The 19,616-nt window shown below is 53.4% G+C and carries 20 protein-coding genes; 9 read left to right on the forward strand and 11 right to left on the reverse strand.

What is annotated here, in order from left to right:
- Positions 1–52 precede the first annotated feature (52 nt).
- The 6 genes from F5984_RS01985 (at position 53) to F5984_RS02010 (ending at position 7,156) form a co-directional block, all read left to right on the forward strand.
- Positions 53–1,132: a fatty acid desaturase family protein gene (locus F5984_RS01985; protein ID WP_152122300.1), complete on the forward strand. Its 1,080-nt coding sequence runs from the start codon at positions 53–55 to the stop codon at positions 1,130–1,132.
- 72 nt (positions 1,133–1,204) lie between these two features.
- Positions 1,205–2,539, forward strand: a complete 1,335-nt coding sequence (locus F5984_RS01990) for an OmpA family protein (RefSeq protein WP_152122302.1) — start codon at positions 1,205–1,207, stop codon at positions 2,537–2,539.
- Between the two features lie 124 nt (positions 2,540–2,663).
- Positions 2,664–2,927 (forward strand): hypothetical protein, encoded by a 264-nt coding sequence (locus tag F5984_RS01995; protein ID WP_152122304.1) that lies wholly within the window; start codon positions 2,664–2,666, stop codon positions 2,925–2,927.
- Positions 2,928–3,113: 186 nt separating this feature from the next.
- Entirely contained in the window at positions 3,114–5,069 is a 1,956-nt protein-coding gene (locus tag F5984_RS02000) for a GEVED domain-containing protein (protein ID WP_152122306.1), read from the forward strand.
- 74 nt (positions 5,070–5,143) lie between these two features.
- Positions 5,144–6,031, forward strand: a complete 888-nt coding sequence (locus F5984_RS02005; protein ID WP_152122308.1) for a trypsin-like peptidase domain-containing protein — start codon at positions 5,144–5,146, stop codon at positions 6,029–6,031.
- Between the two features lie 36 nt (positions 6,032–6,067).
- Positions 6,068–7,156 carry a M20 family metallo-hydrolase gene (locus F5984_RS02010; RefSeq protein ID WP_152122310.1) on the forward strand — a complete coding sequence of 363 codons (1,089 nt, stop codon included), beginning with the start codon at positions 6,068–6,070 and terminating at the stop codon, positions 7,154–7,156.
- Positions 7,157–7,245: 89 nt separating this feature from the next.
- On the opposite strand, the gene F5984_RS02015 is transcribed toward F5984_RS02010, so the two are convergent.
- The 9 genes from F5984_RS02015 to F5984_RS02055 form a co-directional block, all read right to left on the reverse strand.
- Positions 7,246–8,541 (reverse strand): hemolysin family protein, encoded by a 1,296-nt coding sequence (locus F5984_RS02015; RefSeq protein WP_152122312.1) that lies wholly within the window; start codon positions 8,539–8,541, stop codon positions 7,246–7,248.
- Positions 8,542–8,634: 93 nt separating this feature from the next.
- On the reverse strand, positions 8,635–8,865 hold the full coding sequence (locus F5984_RS02020) for a hypothetical protein (RefSeq protein ID WP_152122314.1): 231 nt from the start codon (positions 8,863–8,865) through the stop codon (positions 8,635–8,637).
- Positions 8,862–11,522: a cytochrome c biogenesis protein CcsA gene (ccsA, locus tag F5984_RS02025; protein ID WP_152122316.1), complete on the reverse strand. Its 2,661-nt coding sequence runs from the start codon at positions 11,520–11,522 to the stop codon at positions 8,862–8,864. Before ccsA (F5984_RS02025) ends, F5984_RS02020 begins: the two co-directional genes overlap by 4 nt.
- The gene (locus F5984_RS02030; protein WP_152122318.1) at positions 11,519–11,788 is read right to left on the reverse strand and encodes a type II toxin-antitoxin system RelE family toxin; all 270 of its coding nucleotides are present in this window, start codon (positions 11,786–11,788) and stop codon (positions 11,519–11,521) included. Before F5984_RS02030 ends, ccsA (F5984_RS02025) begins: the two co-directional genes overlap by 4 nt.
- Positions 11,785–11,982: a hypothetical protein gene (locus F5984_RS02035; protein ID WP_152122320.1), complete on the reverse strand. Its 198-nt coding sequence runs from the start codon at positions 11,980–11,982 to the stop codon at positions 11,785–11,787. The genes F5984_RS02030 and F5984_RS02035 overlap by 4 nt, the downstream gene beginning before the upstream one ends.
- Positions 11,979–12,419, reverse strand: coding sequence for a cytochrome c maturation protein CcmE domain-containing protein (locus tag F5984_RS02040; protein WP_019987761.1), 441 nt, complete (start codon positions 12,417–12,419; stop codon positions 11,979–11,981). Before F5984_RS02040 ends, F5984_RS02035 begins: the two co-directional genes overlap by 4 nt.
- Before the next feature lie 31 nt (positions 12,420–12,450).
- Complete coding sequence (locus tag F5984_RS02045; RefSeq protein WP_152122322.1) at positions 12,451–12,684, reverse strand: CcmD family protein; 234 nt, start codon at positions 12,682–12,684, stop codon at positions 12,451–12,453.
- A 102-nt stretch (positions 12,685–12,786) separates the two neighbouring features.
- Entirely contained in the window at positions 12,787–13,446 is a 660-nt protein-coding gene (gene ccsA / locus F5984_RS02050; protein WP_152122324.1) for a cytochrome c biogenesis protein, read from the reverse strand.
- A gap of 135 nt (positions 13,447–13,581) precedes the next feature.
- Positions 13,582–14,256, reverse strand: coding sequence for a heme exporter protein CcmB (locus F5984_RS02055; RefSeq protein WP_152122326.1), 675 nt, complete (start codon positions 14,254–14,256; stop codon positions 13,582–13,584).
- A 254-nt stretch (positions 14,257–14,510) separates the two neighbouring features.
- Here F5984_RS02055 and F5984_RS02060 point away from each other — a divergent pair, with 254 nt between their 5' ends.
- Positions 14,511–14,735 carry a FeoA family protein gene (locus F5984_RS02060; protein ID WP_019987757.1) on the forward strand — a complete coding sequence of 75 codons (225 nt, stop codon included), beginning with the start codon at positions 14,511–14,513 and terminating at the stop codon, positions 14,733–14,735.
- Positions 14,736–14,837: 102 nt separating this feature from the next.
- Entirely contained in the window at positions 14,838–16,952 is a 2,115-nt protein-coding gene (gene feoB, locus F5984_RS02065) for a ferrous iron transport protein B (protein ID WP_152122328.1), read from the forward strand.
- 76 nt (positions 16,953–17,028) lie between these two features.
- Here feoB and F5984_RS26485 read toward each other — a convergent pair whose 3' ends face one another.
- Positions 17,029–17,193: a hypothetical protein gene (locus F5984_RS26485; RefSeq protein ID WP_185155393.1), complete on the reverse strand. Its 165-nt coding sequence runs from the start codon at positions 17,191–17,193 to the stop codon at positions 17,029–17,031.
- A 206-nt stretch (positions 17,194–17,399) separates the two neighbouring features.
- The gene (locus tag F5984_RS02070; RefSeq protein WP_152122329.1) at positions 17,400–18,902 is read right to left on the reverse strand and encodes an NAD(P)H-hydrate dehydratase; all 1,503 of its coding nucleotides are present in this window, start codon (positions 18,900–18,902) and stop codon (positions 17,400–17,402) included.
- Positions 18,903–19,230: 328 nt separating this feature from the next.
- Between F5984_RS02070 and rplS the strand changes: the two genes are divergently transcribed.
- Entirely contained in the window at positions 19,231–19,593 is a 363-nt protein-coding gene (rplS, locus tag F5984_RS02075; protein WP_019987753.1) for a 50S ribosomal protein L19, read from the forward strand.
- The last annotated feature ends 23 nt before the right edge of the window (positions 19,594–19,616 follow it).

The following is a 19,616-nucleotide window of genomic DNA, read 5'->3' on the forward strand; positions in this document are numbered from 1 at the left end:
TAGGTCCTATTGCCGTTCTTTATTTTTAGGTATTCCCTTAGCCTTCAAGCCTATGCGTACACTCGGCCCCCTCAGCGACCCCGGATTTGTGCAGCCAGCCTACACCCGTTTCGACCGGTTCTGGCTCCAATTTCTCAAAGACGAGCGCGATTTGCCATTTATCTATCTAACGCTCCGAATTGTGGCGGTACTGATGCCGATAGCGGTGCTTTTGTACATGCCGTTTCTGAACGGATGGGCCTGGGGTGCGGTGGCGGTGCTGTATTTTTATCTGAATAATCTGGTGTTTAAGGGGCCTTTTGGACTCATGCTACATTGCACGAGCCACCGGCCGCTCTTTAAACCCGAGTACAAAAACGCGTACTATTTCTGGACCTGGGTCTTGGCCCCGCTTTTCGGCAATACCCCCGAAACGTACTACAGCCACCACATGGGCATGCACCATGCCGAAAATAACGTGGCTCCCGACGAGAGTACAACGATGCCGTATCAGCGCGATAGTGTGCGGAGTTTTCTGGCTTACTTTCTGGACTTCTTTTTCTTTGGCGTACTTGAGTTGCTTGCGTACCTGCGCCGGAAAAACCGTATGAAACTGCTGTACCGGGCCTTGCTGGGCGAACTGAGTTTTTATGCCCTCTGTATCGGGTTGTCGTTTGTCAATTTCCCAGCCACGGTGGTGGTGTTTATCCTGCCTTTTTTCATGTTCCGGCTTATTACCATGCTCGGTAACTGGACTCAACACGCCTTTGTATGCCCCACTGAGCCGCTGAATCCGTACAAAAACAGCATTACCTGCATCAACGTCAAGTACAACCATAAGTGCTGGAATGATGGCTACCACATCAGCCACCACTACCGGCCCGGTCTGCACTGGACCGAACACCCCGCCTTTTTTCTGAAAACGGTTGACAAGTATGCTCAGAACAAGGCTATTGTGTTCGACCGGCTCGATTTTCTGGGTGTATTTTACAACCTGATGCGCAAACGGTACGACGTTCTGGCCAGCCACGTGGTCAATATCAACGGGGCCTTTTCGAGTCAGGAGGAAATTGAAGCGCTGCTCCGTCACCGGACGCAACGTATTAAAGATGAGCCCGCTATCGTAATGCAGCCCGCAGCCGCCGTGTCGTAAGCCCGTTGCCTTTCTTTCCCGAACATTCGCCCGAAAGGGCCGGTTAGCGTCATGTACACAATCACTCGTGTCATGGCGCTCAACGTTTTATCCTACCTCACTGATCAATTTTCACCCTCGGTTGTCGATCAACTGAGCCAACATCTGAATGAGACCCCCGCCCATGTGCAGAAAGCCGTGGGTGGCACGCTGCCTGCCCTGTTGGGTGGGTTGGCAAGCCGGGCCGGGCAAGGCGGAGCTGACGACATCATCGATCTGCTCAAAAAAGGGACCTACAGCAAAGAAACTACGCCCATCGATGCCTCGCAGGTGGTGGATACCCGTGAAGAAACCGGGCGGGCCGTGGCCAACGGACGCACCTTCGTTGATGGCATTCTGGGCGACAATGCCCCCCGTATTGCCGAACACATTGCGCAGTACAGCGGAGTACAACCGGCATCGGCCCTGTCTATTATGAGTCTGGCGGGCTCGGTACTGATGGGGGTGCTGGGGCGGCAGCAACACGAACAGGGCCTGTCGGACCTGAATCTGAAGTCGCTCCTGCTAGGCCAAACCGACATCGTCAGGGGGGCTTTGCCCGCTGGGCTGTCGGGCGTGGCCGGGCTACTGGGGCTCGATGCCTTGCGTACGCCCACCGGCGGCCCTGCCGAGGTGCAGGGAGCCGACTATTTTAGTGGAACTCCGCTCAATCCGAACATTCCGAAAAGCACCGACGGCGAACGCCAACGCGAGAACATACGGTGGTTGCGCTGGGCCATGTTTGCCTTAGCCGCGCTGGTCATCGCGTTGATTGTGCAAAAGTGCCGTGAGCCGCAAAACGGGGTTGATGGTGTGTACACCGATACCACGCGCCGGGCCGAACCCGACGCCGTAGAAGACACGACTGCCTCGACTTTGCAGAATATTGAAGACGCTAACGGGCAGGCAAGCGACTCCACGGTACCCGGTGCGCTGGGCATCCGAACGCCTGTGCAACTACCCGGTGGTCGGCAGATCAACGTGGCGGAAAAATCGTTTAACGCGAATCTGGCCGCGTTTATGGCGGGTAAAGAACGATCGACCCCGCGTACGTTCCGGTTCGATAACCTGACGTTCGAGACAGGGTCGGCCCGGATCACGACTGACTCGCGCTCAAACCTCAACGACTTGATTCAGATCATGCAAGCCTACCCCTCGCTGTCGATTCGGGTAGAAGGGCATACCGATAATACCGGCAACGGACAGGCTAATCAAAAACTGTCGCTCGACCGGGCCAATGCCGTTCGGGCAGCCCTGACCGAGGCTGGTATTGAGGCCACCCGGATTGTGACACAGGGGTTCGGGTCGAGCAAGCCCATTACTACCAACAACACCGAAGAAGGACGCGGGCAAAACCGCCGAATCGATGTTATTGTAACAAAAGTGTAATTAAATGCTGAGTTGAAATAAAATGTATAATGTAAAGTGTATGATGAAAGAGCTGATTGTCAACAGGTAATCCAGTTATTCATTGCACATTATTCATTGTACATCCACGTAAAACAACCTGATTATGAAGAAGAGAAATGGATCGGTTTGGGCCCTGACGCTGATGACCGTAGTTGTGATGGCGAGTTGTGGAGAAAGGAAAACGGAAAGTGGCAGTGCAACGGCCAATTCGGATTCCATGTCGGCGGTTGAGCAGGGCAATACGCCCGTTATGGGGATGCAGGGCGACACCGCCAACAGCAGCACAACGGGGCCTACGCAGGCTCCGCCCGACAGCGCCGATGGCGGGGCTATTGTGCCCGCTAACGTCAATGTAAGAAAAGAGTAAATCGAATTCTTAAACAATAAAAAGCCCTGTACACCAGTTCTCGTACAGGGCTTTTTATTGTTTAAGCCGTTTAGGGGCGAAATAGACTAACCAAACTGATGAAGGTGTATACGTTTTAATATTTCTTAATGGGCTATTAATGTACATTTGAATTTGTTTTTCTGTTCATACTCTTACTCAACGCATATGCGTAAACTGTACTCAAGTTGCTTTATTCGTGTTATTAGGAGTTGTCGACTGGCGTGGCTGGCAGGGTTGCTGGGAGTTTGGGTCTGCGTAGGTGCACAGCCCGGCCTGGCTCAGTCGGCCGGAAACCCACCCAAAAAAAGCCCCCGAGCGGATGAACTGCCGTTTTGCGGAACCCCTTCGCTCCCCGACGACCAACGGCAGGCTCTCGAACGGCAGGTTCAGTTTGCACTGGCGATCAAAAAAGCCTCTGGGCAGGCCAATACAGGCATTACGTACGTGCCCATTAAGCCCCATATTTTTCAGCAGACCAACGGGGCCGGTGGGATGAGTCTGAGCAGCCTGAACAATGTGTTGGCTCGTACGAACCGGTTTTACCTCAACAACGGTAGCGGCATCCAGTTTTATTTCTGCGGAACCACCCCGGATTACATTCAGAACACAACGCTATACAATGGCTTTCCACGGGCCAACGAGTCGGGCGTGAATGGTCGCGATGCGACCAATGCCCTCAACGTGTATTTCATTAATCTCTTCGACGAGTCGCGTTTGCTGGGGTATGCTTATTTCCCGGAAAACACGTTACAGTCGACCCGTGCTTTTATTCGGACCGGGGGGCTTGCCGACCGCTACATCAGCGATTACATTCTAAACCACGAGCTGGGGCACACGTTTAACCTCTACCACACGTTTGAGCGCACGTACGGTACCGAATTGGTTACCCGGAGCACAGGAGCTAACTGTAGCACAGCGGGTGATTTTTTGTGCGATACTCCCGCCGATCCGCTCAACCTGCCCGGCTCGGCGAGTGATTTTGTGAACGGATGCGAGGTGTACACGGGTACCGCAACCGACGCGAATGGAGAAACTTATTCGCCCCAGACAAGCAACATCATGTCGTACTACGAAGGCTGCAACGTGTTTTTCACGGGCGACCAGTATGCGCGGATTCAGGGTGGGCTGGCAACCCGGCAAACGGCCACAACATACAACCTCAACTGTGCCCCGACGGTAGTAGCTGCCCCGTCGAGCGTGAGTGCCAGCCCCCTGGCTACGGGTGGTATTCTGTTGGGTTGGCAAGACAATGGTACCAATGAGCTGGGCTATATCATTGAACGCTCGGCCAGTGCCGATGGGCTGTTTGTGCCTATTGGCGGGGTGGCCCCCAACAGTACCTCGTATCGTGACATGGCTGTCAGTACAAATTCGGCCTATTGGTACCGGATTCGCCCATCCAACAGCACCACTGGGGGCATTTCGGTGGTGGTATCGACAACCGCGGGGGCTACATACTGCCAGCCAACGTTTAGTGTTGGCTGTACCGATGAGGACGGCCTTAACAGTTTTACACTCAATGGTGTAACCATGAGCAGTAATTCAGGGTGTTCGCCCACGGGGGTAACGTCATTTCCGGGGCCCGCTCCGGTCATAACGGTGGGTCAGGCGGTGAGTGTGGCAGGTCAGTTTTTGGGAAATACGTTTTTTGAAGGAGTGAAGATATGGGCGGACCTCAACCGGAATGCCGTGTTTGACTCCACTGAAGTCGTGTACGCTACCCCACAGACCGTAACCTCGGGTTTTTCGGGTAGTCTAACCATTCCGGCGAGCACATCGGCAGGCCCGCTGACGTTGCGCGTGATGGTCACCTATGCCGACATCCCCGCCGACCCCTGTGGCACGTATCAGTACGGCGAAGCCGAAGATTACGTAATTACTGTGACGGCCCCGGTTTGCACAACGCTCATATCCATCAAAAATGGAAACTGGAACGACCCCTCGGTTTGGTCGTGCAACCGGGTGCCGGTAGCGGGGGATGCCGTCGATATTCGTCATACTGTAACTGTACCGGCTAACGCCCTGGTGCTGGGACAGAAAATACAGTATTCGGCGGGTGGTAAACTGGTTATGACTGCCGGCAGCCGACTCCAATTGGCACCCCGCCCACCCGAAAGCTGACACGATGCCCGCCGGGGCCATGTCTTTGCCCCTTGCGTGCTATCTTTGTCGCTTACTTTTTTAACCTGGTTGCTATGTTTGTTGACGCCATTGAGCGTGTCGAACCGTTTACCCGCCCGTTACAATCCATCATTCGGCTGTATGGACACAGCGAAGTGGTGCCCGGTAGCGCGACCCTTTTTTTTGTGAATGAAGACGGGTGTGCCGTTACCTGTAAGCACGTTGCTGAGCTGATTGTACGCGCCGACGATATCTACAAACACTATCTCAATTTCCAGGCAGACCGGCGCAAGTTGCCGCGCGACCGGCACTACCCCGAACACCTGCGCTTGCTGGAAGAACGCTACAAGCTACAGGCCGAGACTATTGTGCGACTGCGCAACAACTTCCACGGCTGTGTTGACCGGATGCAAAAGATCCATATCGATATGCACCCGGTGTACGACCTGGCCTTGATTCGGTTTGAGGGATACACCCAAACCCTGTATCAGTCGCACGCGGTGTTTGCCAAAGACACCTCGTACATTAAACCCGGCCGTAGTTTGTGCCGGTTGGGCTTTCCGTTTCCCGACTTTACCAATTTCCGCTACAACCCCCAACTCGATGATATTGAGTGGACCGAGAGCGGCCGGACGGAATCAGTACGCTTCCCGATCGACGGCATTGTGACACGGTTGATTGCCGACCCCGACGGTACCATTTCGGGGGTTGAAATGAGTACGCCCGGCCTGCGTGGGCAAAGTGGAGGGCCACTTTTCGATGTGCGCGGGCTTATCTGCGGTATGCAGTCGGCAACCCGGCACCTGCACCTTGGTTTCGACATCGAAGACCGTGAGGTACTGGTTAATAACCGCAAAACGAAAGTCTCAAACTACCCCTTTCTGAATGTGGGCCTGTGTGTTCATGCGGACGTGATCAAGCGGTTTTTGCGCGAGAAGGGCGTACGATTTTATGAGGCTTAACGTATCTTTGACTAACCGTACTATTGAACTAACTGCATGATTAGCCAAACTACCTCCCGACAGCAAGCCCTGACCGAGTCAGCCATCTCGCTGCTCAAACAGCTGATTGCTACTCCTTCGTTTAGCCGGGAGGAAGACAAAACGGCCCTGCTGATTGAGCAGTTTCTGACCGATCAGTCGATTCCGTTTCGTCGGAAGAAAAACAATATCTGGGCTTACAATCGCTACTTCGATCCGGCAAAACCAACGCTGCTGCTCAACTCCCATCACGATACCGTAAAACCCAATCCGTCGTGGACACTCGACCCGTTTGAGCCGCTCGTGCAGGATGAAAAACTGTATGGTTTGGGTTCTAACGATGCGGGCGGCTGTCTGGTGTCGTTGCTGGCTACGTTCTGCTATTTCTACGACCACTCCGATCTGCAATACAATATAGTCATGGCGGCTACGGCCGAAGAAGAAATTTCGGGTCGGGAAGGGCTGGAAATGATTGTTGACGATCTGCCGCCCATCAGCTTTGCCATTGTGGGCGAGCCTACCGAAATGCAATTAGCCGTGGCCGAAAAGGGCCTGCTCGTGATCGACTGCACGGCCCACGGACGTTCGGGGCATGCGGCTCGCAACGAAGGGGAAAACGCCATCTACAAGGCGATTCAGGATATTAACTGGCTCACCACATACCAGTTTCCGAAGGTGTCGCCCACGTTGGGGCCCATCAAAATGTCGGTGACGATTATCAATGCCGGTACGCAGCACAACGTGGTGCCCGATGCCTGTACGTTCACTGTCGACATCCGCGTGACCGAGCAGTACACGCTCGAAGAAATCATTGAAACCATTCGGCAGCATATCAGCTCCGAGGTGAAACCGCGCTCCATTCGGTTGAAACCGTCGAGCATCCCGGTTGAGCACCCGATTGTTCAGGCCGGGCTGGCTATGGGCCGGACGACCTACGGCTCACCGACTACCTCTGACCAGGCGTTGCTTAACTGCCCTTCGCTCAAGTGCGGACCCGGTCATTCGGGCCGTTCGCATACCGCCAACGAGTTTATCTACCTGCGCGAAATTGAAGAGGGCGTGAAGGGATACATCGCTATGTTGGAGCAGGTGGTGAGTAATGGATAATGAATAGTGAATAATGGATAATGGGCTGGCGCAGGTATGTACCCGGCAGGCCATTATCCATTATTCACTATTCATTATCCATCAAAAACCTACTCTTCCCGCACTTCTACCCGCACGGTGTCGATACGGGTGCCGTCCATCGATTCGACGGTGAATATGAAGGGCGACATTTCGATGCGCTCGCCTACGCTTGGGAGGTCTTCGTTAAGCGCCAGAATCAGGCCGCCGAGCGTGTCGTACCGGGCCGAGGGCTGATCGCCCTCCGGTATATCCCAGCCGTATTGCTCGTTGAGGTACGCAATCTCATGGCGGGCGCTGAGCAGATACGTATTTTCGTCAATCTGCCGTTCGGTCCAGTCTTCATTGGTGTCAAACTCATCCTGAATCTCGCCAAAAATCTGCTCGACAATATCTTCGATGGTGATCAGACCGGCCGTTCCGCCAAATTCATCCACCACTAAGGCAAGGCTTTTCCGTTCGCTCGTAAACCGCAGGAGCAGATCCTGAGCAGGCATGGTTTCGGGCACCGTCACAATAGGCGTCAGAATGCTCTCAATGGTAGCGGGTTTGCCAAATAAGGCAAGCGCGTGGCAATACCCAATCACATCGTCGATACTCTCGCGGTACACCAGAATTTTGGAGTGGCCGCTGTCCTGAAACGCCCGGCGCAGATCGTCGATACTATCATCGACCTCAACGGCCGTTATTTCCCGACGCGGGATGAGGCAATCCCGCACCCGCACATCCCGAAACTCAATGGCATTGTTGAAAATCCGGGTATCTACATCGACCTCGTCTTCATTCGGGGTTCGTTCAGAAGTGCGGTGGTGGGCCTGTTGCAGGTACTGATTGAGGTCAGTGAGCCCAAAAACCGGACGAATTTCATCCTGTTTTTGCCGAAGCACGTACCGGTTGAAAAAACGGGCCGTACTCACCAGAATTCGCACGATAGGAGCAATGGCCTGATAAATAACCCAAAGTGGTACGGCCAATCGCTCAAGAAACGCGTCGGGGTGAATCAGGGCAAGGCTCTTGGGCAGGTAATCGGCAACGGGCATGAAAACCACCGTCAGGATAACCGTTTCGAGGGTAATCACCACAAACGGGTTGTCGTACTGATCGGGGAGCGTCTGGAGGAGCAGGGGATGTAAGGCTGTTACACCCAGCACGGCGTACAGCACCAGAAACAACGTATTACCAACCAGTGTAGTCCCCACAAACAGAATAGGCTTCTTAAGAAACTGCGACACCAGTTTTTCGGCCAGAGGCCCCTGCTTGCTGTGCAATTCGAAGTATACCCGGTTCACGGATAGGTACGCCGTTTCGACGGCCGAGAAGAAGCCGGCCAGAACCAACGCCAGAAAAGCACCAAGGAGAAGGAGCATCGTTTACAATGAACAATGAACAATGAACAATGAACAGTGAGCAACGATCAACGGGTTACTGTTCGTTGATCGTTGCTCACTGTTCACTGCTCACTACTTTTGTTTCTTTTTCTTCTGATCGGCGGCCATCTGCTTAATCGTTGGCGACACCTGTTTTTCGCGCTGAATCCGCTTGTTTCTCACAAACTGGAGCGTGAACAACAGCGCCAGACAGAGCATCAGATAAATGTAGCTTTCGGCAAAACTGGTCCGCTGCAATTCCAGTAGCCAGATAAGCAGGGCCCCGGCGGCTCCGGCCAGCAGAAGTGTTTCGTTTAGTTTCATGCCAATCCTTTATCGCGCATTTTACTGAACTCCCGATACCGCCGTACGGTCGACATACCAAAGCCAAGGGCTACTATCAGCGTTCCGATCCACAAGACGTTGATCAGTGGCTTTTCGTAGGCTTTCATCACAATGTAGTCGCGCTGTGTGGTGTTGACCCCGAAGGTGAAATTGCCCGTGCGTGGGTCGATCTCCATCAGTTGCATCCGAACACCGAGTTCGTCGCTTACAAACGCCGGGCGTGCCACCATTTTGTCGCGGATGATGAACGAAGGAGTCAGCATGTACTCCCCATTTTTGTCGAGCACCCGAACCTGCGCCTGCACGGCGGCATCGCCGGGGCCGAGCGTAACGCCATCGACTTTATCAACCCGCGTCACGTTGTCCAGAATGGCCACGTAATCGTTCACAAAGAATGTGTCGCGCACGGCTACACTGAATGTTTCGGTACGGCTCCACTCGTTATCGGCGTTCGGGTCCGGCACCGACGACACGTGCGTGTACAAATCCCGGCCGGCGTTGCGCTTAATATCAGGCGATACCAGCAGGCCCATACGGGGGTTAGCCTGTGCGCGTGGGAAAAGCGTGAAGATTTTGCCGTCGGGCTCGCGGTACTCTACCTCGTAGTACACGTTTTCGGGGTAAAGCGCCAGCGTATCGCCTTTCTTGTGGTAAACCTTTCCGTTTTGCTCAATATCACGCTGGGCAATGCCGTGGAAGTCGCCTTCGATAACCGTTACCCAGGAGCGGGGCACGTAGCCCGGCACATCCCGAATTTCGATGCGCTGCCCCCGGTAGGTCATCTGAAACTTGTCCATACGCTCCGGCTGATTGATCCAGAGCAGTACGTTCTCTTTGTTTTCCTGGTTATTGTTCTTCGTAAACTCGTCGCGCTTCGAGATCGGGATGCCGCTATTGTTAATCGAAATGACTTTCGAGTAGCCCGCTGAGAACAGTATCCCGATAAGCATAAGCGCCATACCGATGTGCGCCACCGCCCCGCCCGACAGGCGGTAGTTGCCCCGGATAATGCCCCAGAGAACGGTGCCGTTAGTGACCAGCGCAAACACTGAGGCCACCGTCAGAACAATGTAAATCGGGTTCGACATCTTGGCGACGACAATGATCCCGGCACTCAGCAATAATGTGATGATACCGGGCGTGGTTAGCGCCGTCCAGTTGCGACCTTCTACTTTACGCCACCAGAGGTACTGCCCCACACCGGTAAGGATGGCAATGATGATAAAGAACCAAACCTGAAACTTGTTGTAGTGGGCAATCTGATCGGCAGGAAGAGCCAGGTTCGAGATGATCCCGAATCCTTCCATGATTTTGTTGTACACCGGAATCGACGTGGTGGCAATCACCTGAAAAGCCGCCAGTGTAAGTGTGGTCGCCCCAATGAACAGCCAGAATTCCTTGGTGTAAATAGAGGCTTCTTCGGCATCGGTGGGTATTACTTTCCATTTCCGGGCCATAATCAGCACCGCCCCCACCACAAACACCAGCATGTACACGAGCAACTGCCCCGACAGGCCGAGGTCGGTAAACGAGTGTACCGAGGCATTGCCCAGAATACCACTCCGGGTAAGGAATGTTGAGTACAAAATGAGCAGGAACGTCGAGATGGTCAGAATCACGGTTGTTTTCAGACCAATCGAGCTTTTGCGGGCAATAAGCATGGTGTGCAGACTGGCCACGAGTACGAGCCACGGCACATACACCGAGTTTTCGACGGGGTCCCAGTTCCAGTAGCCCCCAAAGTTGAGGGTTTCGTAGGCCCAGTAGCCACCCATCATGATACCAACGCCGAGAATCAGGCCGCCTACGAGCGTCCAGGGCAGTGCCGGCCGAATCCATTCAAGGGGCTGGTTGCGCCACAAGCCGGCAATACAGTAGGCGAAGGGTACCAGCGTGAGTGCATAACCCAGAAACAGGGTGGGCGGGTGAATCACCATCCAGTAGTTCTGGAGCAGGGGGTTCAGGCCGTTACCATCTTTCGGAACGAAGTTAGGGTCAGTAGCGAAGATGGGGGTATCGGGCATGGCTTCGCGCAGCAATAGAAACGGCGAGCTACCAATCTTAAACGTACCGCCAAACACCACACCCAGAATCATGGATGCCAAAAACGCCTGTACCAACGCAAATACCGTCATCATGGGGGCTTCCCACTGTTTGTTGGTGTTGATCAGGATAACGCCCAGGAAGGCATTCCAGAACAGCCACAGCAAAAAGCTACCTTCCTGCCCTTCCCAAAAACACGAGATCATGTACTGCACCGGCAACGCCAGCGATGAGTGACTCCAGGCGTAGTGGTATTCAAAATAGTGGTTGTAAACAATGTAGTACAGGCACACAATGACCCCTACAATAGCCGCACCGTGTACATAGAAGGCCCAGCGGGCCAGCGAACGCCAATCGTCGCGGGCGGGTAGGGTAGCCTTGCCCGTATTTGCCTGTTTAGGCCGTTTGGTAGCCACGCTACCCCGGCTTGTTTCGCCGGCATAGGCCAGTTCGGGTTCAGATACGGCTTCGGCCTGAAGCGCCTGCCCTTTACCGAGTGCTGAAAGCAGATAGGCGACCGTAGCCACCAACGCCGTCACAAACGACAGAATTACAAAAAAGTGGCCAACCTGGCCGATGGTTTCGTGAATCATAACCGCTTAATGAGGTTGTTATACGTTGAGTGATGACCAATCCAGAACCAATACATATCATCACCCTCTAAAAGCCCAAGTGCCCGGTAGTGATCGCCCACCCGGGCTGACCATAAACCATCACGGCCTTTTATTTCCTTAAAGTGCAAAGAAGGGTGCTCTGGGTCAGCTTTTACTAACGCAAAGTTCTTATCAGCTAACTCCTGAATAGCTTCTGGTAAATCGAAATAGCATTTCCAGAATTTACCCGTCGCCCTGTGGTTCATAAAGGCTTAAAATCACCTTTACGAATTTCTTCCTTAGCGTCACGGATTAAATGGTCCAGACGACCCGTTACGGCGTCTTCTTCAAGCTGCTTATCCCACTGCTGATTCATGTATTCAGTGAACCAATCCGACAGCTGCCACTTTTCCTGATCGCTTAGTTGGCTAATCGCGATCTCGATTTCCTGAACGCTCATAGCTTTGCCGTTTTTGCCTCGTGTTCTGTTGTTTCCAACTTTCCATCCTGATACTTCGAGGGGCATTTCAGCAGGATCTTGTTGCACTGGAAGTGATTACCTTCTACAGCGCCGATCACCACAATCTGCTCCGAGCGGTCAAAGTCCTGCGGTTTGGGACTGTTGTACACTACCCGGCGGGCATTATTCTCGTTATCCACGAGGGTAAACTCAAAATGATTCGGGTCAATCTGGGGATTGTACAGCATATCCGTGATACGGCCGCTACCGTCCTTGGGCAGCTTACCAACCACGTGTACCATGTCGCCGTTACCTTCTTTGGCCATGGCTTCTGCCTTGGTGAAGGTGGTATAGACACTGGCGTCACCGGCTGTTGAAACGATGATGCCAATGGCAATGGCAATCACAATGATTCCGAGAATATGTGTCAGTTTCATGTTTGCAATTCAGTGTGTTACGGAGATAAAATTAAGCATCAAGCGGCTTCTTGTCCAGCCTTTTGCGTTGTACTTCTTTTTCTACACGGCCCAATTGCCGATCCAGCCGAATCAGATACGTAATCAGCCCGGCAAACACGACGGCTATAACGAGTACAACCACCCAGATTTTGCCATCGGCCCGGAGCTGATCGGCCATTTCAACCGATTCGGGCTGTTGGAACCAACTAGTCAACGCCAGCGAAAGCGAAAGAAGTACATTCATGAAAGTATGTTTTGGGAGTTCCGGGCGGGCCGGAACATTGACTTAACTAAGCAAAAATTGAGATAAACGTGGGTCGGCTTTATAACAGCAAAACCGGCTGAATCATTCCTCGATGTAGGCCTCAATTCGCCAGGTGCGAACCCGTATTTCGGTAATCCAGACGCCGAGCAGCGTAAACCCAATCACGGCCGGATAAAACACCATCCGCATCTGATTGTCCATATCGTACTGCCCAAAAGCGGGGTTACCTCCGTTGCCGGGGTGCAGCGAATCGGTCAGGCGGGGTACAATGAAAATAAGCGGAATGAATACCGCAAACGCAAAGATGTTGTACACCGACGAGATGCGGGCCCGGCGCTGCTCATCATCAAACGAGCCGCGCAGAATCACGTAGGCCAGATACAGCAGCATACCCACGGCTACACTGTTGAGTTTAGGGTCGTTAGGCCAGGGCTCGCCCCAGGTAAAGTTAGCCCAGATAGAGCCGGTCAGGCAGCCCAGCAGGCCAAATACCAGTGCCGTATTGGTAAACTCGACGGCTACGCGGTCGTGCTCGGGGTTGCCCGAGCGCAGGTAACGCCCGGAGAAAATAGCCGCCGTTAAGAGCAGAATGACCATGCCAAACCAGAGCGGAACGTGGAAATACACATTCCGGATACTTTCATTCAGAATCGGCTGACGCGGAGTCGGGCCGAGTAATCCCCAGAACACTACGTACGTTAGAAGCAGGACAGCAACGCCCTTCCACCAGTTCTTTTTCATCGTTTATAGTTTTTGGTTTTTGGTCTTTCGTTTTTGGTTGTAAAGCACAACGGGTAAACACAACTGCAATAAGGGGCGCTGTTTATCCTAAAACTGGCTCGTCGACAACCATAAACAATAAACTCAAAACCCGTTTCAGCTCCGCCATATAAACGGAAACAACAAGCCCGAAAGCACCAGCACAATGGCGTCGATGGCCAGCAGGGTGATAATCTCGTCGCTGCTCAAGCTCCGGTCGAGCCCGTCGAGGGCACTTTTCGAAATCCGCAGCAGCATCAGCAACAGGGGCAGAATAACCGGAAAGCTCAGAATGGCCATCAGAGTGGCCGAGTTCTCGGCTTTCGAAGCAATACCCGCTACGAGTGTGAGTGAACCGGCAAAGCCTACGGCCCCCAGCACCAGACTCAGCAGGTACAGCGGAATATCCTGCACCGGATTACCGAGCACAAAGGCGTAGGTCACAAACCCCAGCCCGGCCAGCACCAGCATCAGCACCGTGTTGTACAGAATCTTGGAAACAATGATCTGGAGCGGACTGGCCACGGTGTAGTAGTACAGCAGCCGACCGGCGCGTTCCTGCACAAAGCTTTTGGCCACTGCATTGATGGCCGAAAACAGCAGAATAATCCAGAAAACGGTGTTCCAGACAATGGGCGTCAGCTGCCCCCGGCGGGCGTTGAAGCTGAGGTAGCACACAAATACGGCCCCCACAATGTACAAAAGCATACCATTGAGAGCGTAGCGTTGCCGCCACTCCAGCACAAACTCTTTACGCATCAGGGCACCTATCTGCCGCATCGATTCTGACATACCTAAACAATCGGGTTGCAAAGTTACGGCTTAGACGGTGAAGTTGCAGGGTAAAGTAGACAATGTTTCGGGGGTAAATGGTAGCCTCGCCTACGACCCACCCGGTATGGACTAGCGGCCTGCCAACCCGACTACCCGGTGCAGCGAACCTAAACTTTGAGTTGTGGCTTGCACAGACAAACTTTCCGTTGTAAACTTGCGTTAATTAAACTGAATCTAAATAGTTTTGGCCGTTTCGATGCGGCACCACCGTTATGAGCAAGCGTAGTGTTGCTGACCTGAAAATTGGCGAGCGGGCCACCATCCAGTCGTTCAATGACCAGTTGATGTCGCTCAAACTCCTCGAAATGGGTTGCCTGCCCGGTGCTGAGGTGTGTCTGCACTGCAAAGCTCCACTGGGCGATCCGATCTGCCTCAACGTAGCCGGGTACTGCTTGTCTATGCGTCGATCCGAGGCCGCTACTATCCTTGTTGAATAGTTTTCAGTGTACTGTTTTCAGTTTACAGTTGTAGATACCCGATAGCAAAGTCAGAACTGCAAACTGTGAACTGCAAGCTGGAAACTGTAAACTGTAACTGTTTTGTCTGCCCCCGTAATAGCCCTTGTGGGCAACCCCAATGCCGGTAAGTCGTCGCTGTTTAATCAGTTGACCGGCCTGCGCCAGAAAACCGGAAACTTTCCCGGTGTTACCGTCGATAAAAAATCCGGTACCTGGCCCCTTGATGCCCAGACTACGGCAACCATTGTCGATCTGCCGGGTGTTTACTCCATCTACCCCAAGTCGTTAGACGAGCAACTCGTAACTGATATTCTGGCTAATCCGGCGCATCCTGATTACCCGGATGTTGCTATTGTTGTGGTTGATGCCTCGAACCTGCACCGGAATCTGCTCCTGTTTACCCAGATTGCTGATTTGGGCGTCCCGACCATTCTGGCGCTGAACATGCTCGATGTGGCCCGTGACGAGGGCAAAGAGGTCAACGGCGCCCGGCTCGCCATGCGATTGGGCGTACCCGTAATTCGGATCAACGCCCGTACCGGCGAAGGCCTCGATCAGGTACGGAAGGCGGTTCAGGGGCAATTGCTACAACCGACGTTGCCGGCCAAACTCTTCTATGATCCGGCCGAAGAAATCCCGGAACTGATTGGCGAAACGCGTGAGCAGTACAAGCTCGATAACAATTATCTGGCGTTGCAGTACCTGATTCAGCACGACGGGTTTTCGTTTCTTGGTGCCGAACAGCGGCAGGGCCTTGACACACTCATCGCCCGGCACGACTTTAGTGAGATTAAGTTTCAGGCCAACGAAACCATCACGCGCTACAAACGCATTGCAGCTCTGCTGACAGAGGCCGTTACCCAGCAGAAAACCGATGGTCAACTGACCTGGAGCCAGAAGCTCGACCGGGTGTTGCTACATCCGCTCTGGGGCTATGCGCTATTTGGGCTGATTATGCTCCTTATTTTTCAGGCTATTTTTGCCTGGGCAACTCCCTTGCAGGACTTTATTGATGAAGGTGTTGCCTGGCTCAACGGTACGCTGAAAGAAACTTTGCCGCCCGGTCCGCTCACCGATCTGCTTACCGATGGGATTCTGGCAGGTATCGGCGGTATTCTGGTATTTATTCCGCAAATCGGTTTTTTGTTTTTGCTGGTGGCCCTGCTCGAAGAATCGGGTTACATGGCGCGGGTCATGGTTATCATGGACCGAATTATGCGCAAGTTCGGGCTCAACGGCCGGAGTGTGGTGCCTCTTATTTCGGGGGTGGCCTGTGCAGTACCAGCCATTATGGCCACGCGCAGTATTGGCACCCGGCGCGACCGGCTCATTACTATTCTGGTAACGCCCCTCATGAGTTGTTCGGCGCGACTGCCTATTTACACCATTCTGATTGCCCTCGTTGTGCCCAATGAGCGGGTTCTGGGGCTGTTTAATCTGCAAGGGCTGGCACTCATGGGCCTGTACCTGCTCGGATTGTTGAGTGCTCTCATAGCGGCTTATGTGCTCAAGCTGGTTCTGAAAACAAAAGAGCGTAGCTTTTTTATCATGGAACTGCCCACGTTTAAGCTGCCCCGATGGAACAATGTGGGCCTGACGGTTTGGGAGAGCGTACGCTCGTTTGTGTGGGAGGCCGGTCGCGTCATTCTGGCTATCTCGATTGTACTCTGGGTGCTGGCTAACTATGGCCCCGGCGACTCGATGCAGCAGGCTGAAGACCGGGTGCGGGCGCAGTCGGTGGGTGTAGAAGCTGCTGAACTTGACAACCGGGTGGCCTCTGAACGGCTCGAAGCCTCGTATGCGGGCCGGTTTGGGCACTTTATCGAGCCCGCTATCCGGCCGTTGGGTTACGACTGGAAAATCGGGATTGCCCTGCTCAGTTCGTTTGCTGCCCGTGAGGTGTTTGTAGGCACCATGGCGACCATCTACAGCATTGGCGATGGAGCGGATGAAGAAGGGGTCACGATTCGGGAACGGCTCAAAGCCGAGCGAAACCCAACCACCGGCGGGCCCATGTACACCGAAGCGCTGGCGTGGTCGCTGCTTATTTTTTACGTGTTTGCCATGATGTGCATGAGTACGCTGGCCGCAACCCTGCACGAGACCAAAAGCTGGAAGTGGCCTGCCATACAACTGGTATACATGATGCTACTGGCTTACGGAGCCGCCTATCTGACGTATCAGGCTCTTTCGTAAAGCCGGATAGTGTTCTCCAAATCAAAAAAGCCCGCAAAAGCGGGCTTTTTCATGGGTGTATAGATAGAAGGGAGTATTACCAAAGCAACCCCTTCGAAATCAGGGGGTAAACAAAGTGATAAACGATGTAGGTGAACAAAGCGAAGGTCAGGCCTCCCAGCGCCATGGTCTGGTCCATACCCGTTTGCATTTTACGCGTAGAACGATTGGTACGTAGTGGTTTAGTGGTGAGGTTTGCCATATGCACTGTCTATTTTAAGATGAGTATGTTATGGATGTCACAAATTTCATACCATCTCGTGAAGACTTTTAGCGCATTAGTACGGGTTTTACGGAATACGTATTACTACGTATCCTGCGGTTGAATTTCACGGTTCTGTTTATCGGCAGTCAACTTGGATTGGGTATAAAAATCCACACTTTTGTGCAGTTTTTGCCCACACTTTTCTACATATTCCAGCGCAGATGTTCGATCACATCGGTGGCCGTGAGTCCAATTTGTCCGCGGTTGGCCGCTGCAATATCGCCCGCCAAACCGTGGCTGTACACACCCAATACCGAAGCTTCAACCGGGTCGTACCCTTGCGCCAGCAGGGCCGTAATCACGCCCGTCAGCACATCGCCCGTGCCACCGGTGCTCAACCCCGGATTACCCGTTGAGTTGAAATGCACCTCGCCTTCGGGGGTGGCAATGGCCGTATGGGCTCCTTTCAGAACCACCACTACGTCATACCGACGGGCAAAGTCCTGCAAAATTTCGAGTTTGTCGTAGTCGTTTTCCCAACGTTGGGTGAGCCGTTCAAACTCTTTGGGGTGCGGAGTCAGAATACTACGTTCGGGTAGTAGGCCCAGTAGATCCCGGTTTTTAGCCAGAATGTTCAGAGCGTCAGCATCGAAAACGGCCGGTTTGCGGAGCGATTGTAACAGCCCCCGAAGCATCGAAACCGTTTCGGGACTTTGCCCAATGCCCGGCCCCACACCCACGGCTGAGTACTCACTAAAATCGGGTCCTGAAATGTCGCTCATACCCGTCAGAACGTGCTCATGCTGATCGGGGCGGCACATAGCCTCGGGGACGTTCGTTTGTAGAATATCGTAACCGCAACGGGGTGTCTGAACCGTGAGTAACCCTACACCCGACCGCAAACAGGCCCGGCTCGCCAGCAGGGCGGCTCCAATTTTACCGTAGCTCCCGGCCAGAAGCAGAGCGTGCCCGAACGTCCCTTTGTGCGAAAATCGGTCGCGGGTGCGCAGGAGCAGTCGGGCTTCCTCAGGGTTGGTGTAGTAGTATAACGTACGTGTCTGGTCAATGTAGCGTCGGCTGAGCCGAATATCAAGCACCTGCCAATTGCCCACGTACCGGCTGTTTTTGGGGAGCAAAAACGCTAGCTTGGGCAGCTGAAATGTCAGCGTATAATCAGGCTCGACAATTACATCACCGGGCTGATTAGGCCGATCGGCGTATAAACCACTGGCAATGTCGATGGAGATTACCATGGCTGGCGACCGGTTAATGGCCTCAATCACGGTCTTAACGATTCCTTCCGTGGGCCGCGATAACCCCGAACCGAGAATGGCGTCGATCACAATCTCGTTATGCCGTAGTGCCGGCATATCCTGTGGTTTCTCGATGTAGTTCGGATTGGTGAGCAGCTTAAGACGGCGGTGATTGTGGGCGCAGTCGTCGGATTCGCGGGGCGCGTACCGAACTACGTTTACCTCCACGTTATAGTCGAGCTGAAGCAGCATACGGGCTACGGCCATGCCATCGCCCCCGTTGTTACCCAAACCGCAGAAAATCTTAACGGGGCGCGTGGCCGGGAACTTCGCCACAAACCAGTCGGCAAACGCTTCTGAAGCGCGTTCCATCAGATTGATGGGGGCAATGGGCTCGTGCTGAATGGTGTACTGATCGAGTTCGCGGATTTGGTTAACGTTCAGGATTTTCATAGTTGGCTTGGAATAGGAACACGGGTTAAATGGATTGAACAGACTAAAACGGACAATAAAGGGCAATCGGTCATGATTTGCTTTGTCCGTTTACTCCGTGTTCCTATTTATTCTTGCAACGCGAATTAGGCAAAAACTCTGTAATCGCCCAATCATTCCGACTCAATGGCGGCTTATGAAGCAGTTGCTCAACAAATTAGTGAAAGAAGCTTTCACCTTGCTTAATTTCTCCTTATCTTTGCGGCTCATTTTACAACATCAAGGCGCTGCAAGCGTGGTGCTCGCAACCTTGTGTTCGCATTAACTTAGCTGACGATACACTACAGTCATGAATGACCTGATCAAATTAGTGGAAGCCGACAACGCACAGCGTCGGGCTGATATGCCTACCTTCCGGGCAGGCGACACGGTCAATGTGCACGTTAAAATCCGCGAGGGTAATAAAGAGCGTATTCAGGTGTTCCAGGGTACGGTCATTCAACGCCGTAACCCAAACACCAACGGCGAAACGTTCACCGTTCGTAAAATCTCAAACGGCATCGGTGTAGAGCGTATCTTCCCCGTACTGTCGCCAAACATCGACAAAGTAGAAGTTCTGCGTCTGGGTAAAGTACGTCGTGCTCGTCTGTTCTACCTCCGTGGTCGCCAGGGTAAGGCTGCCCGCGTGAAAGAGCGGAAAGCAAAAGCGTAATTACGCCCCCTGCATTTGAGCAA

Origin of the sequence: Rudanella paleaurantiibacter (assembly GCF_009184635.1) — a bacterium.
Classification (GTDB): domain Bacteria; phylum Bacteroidota; class Bacteroidia; order Cytophagales; family Spirosomataceae; genus Rudanella; species Rudanella paleaurantiibacter.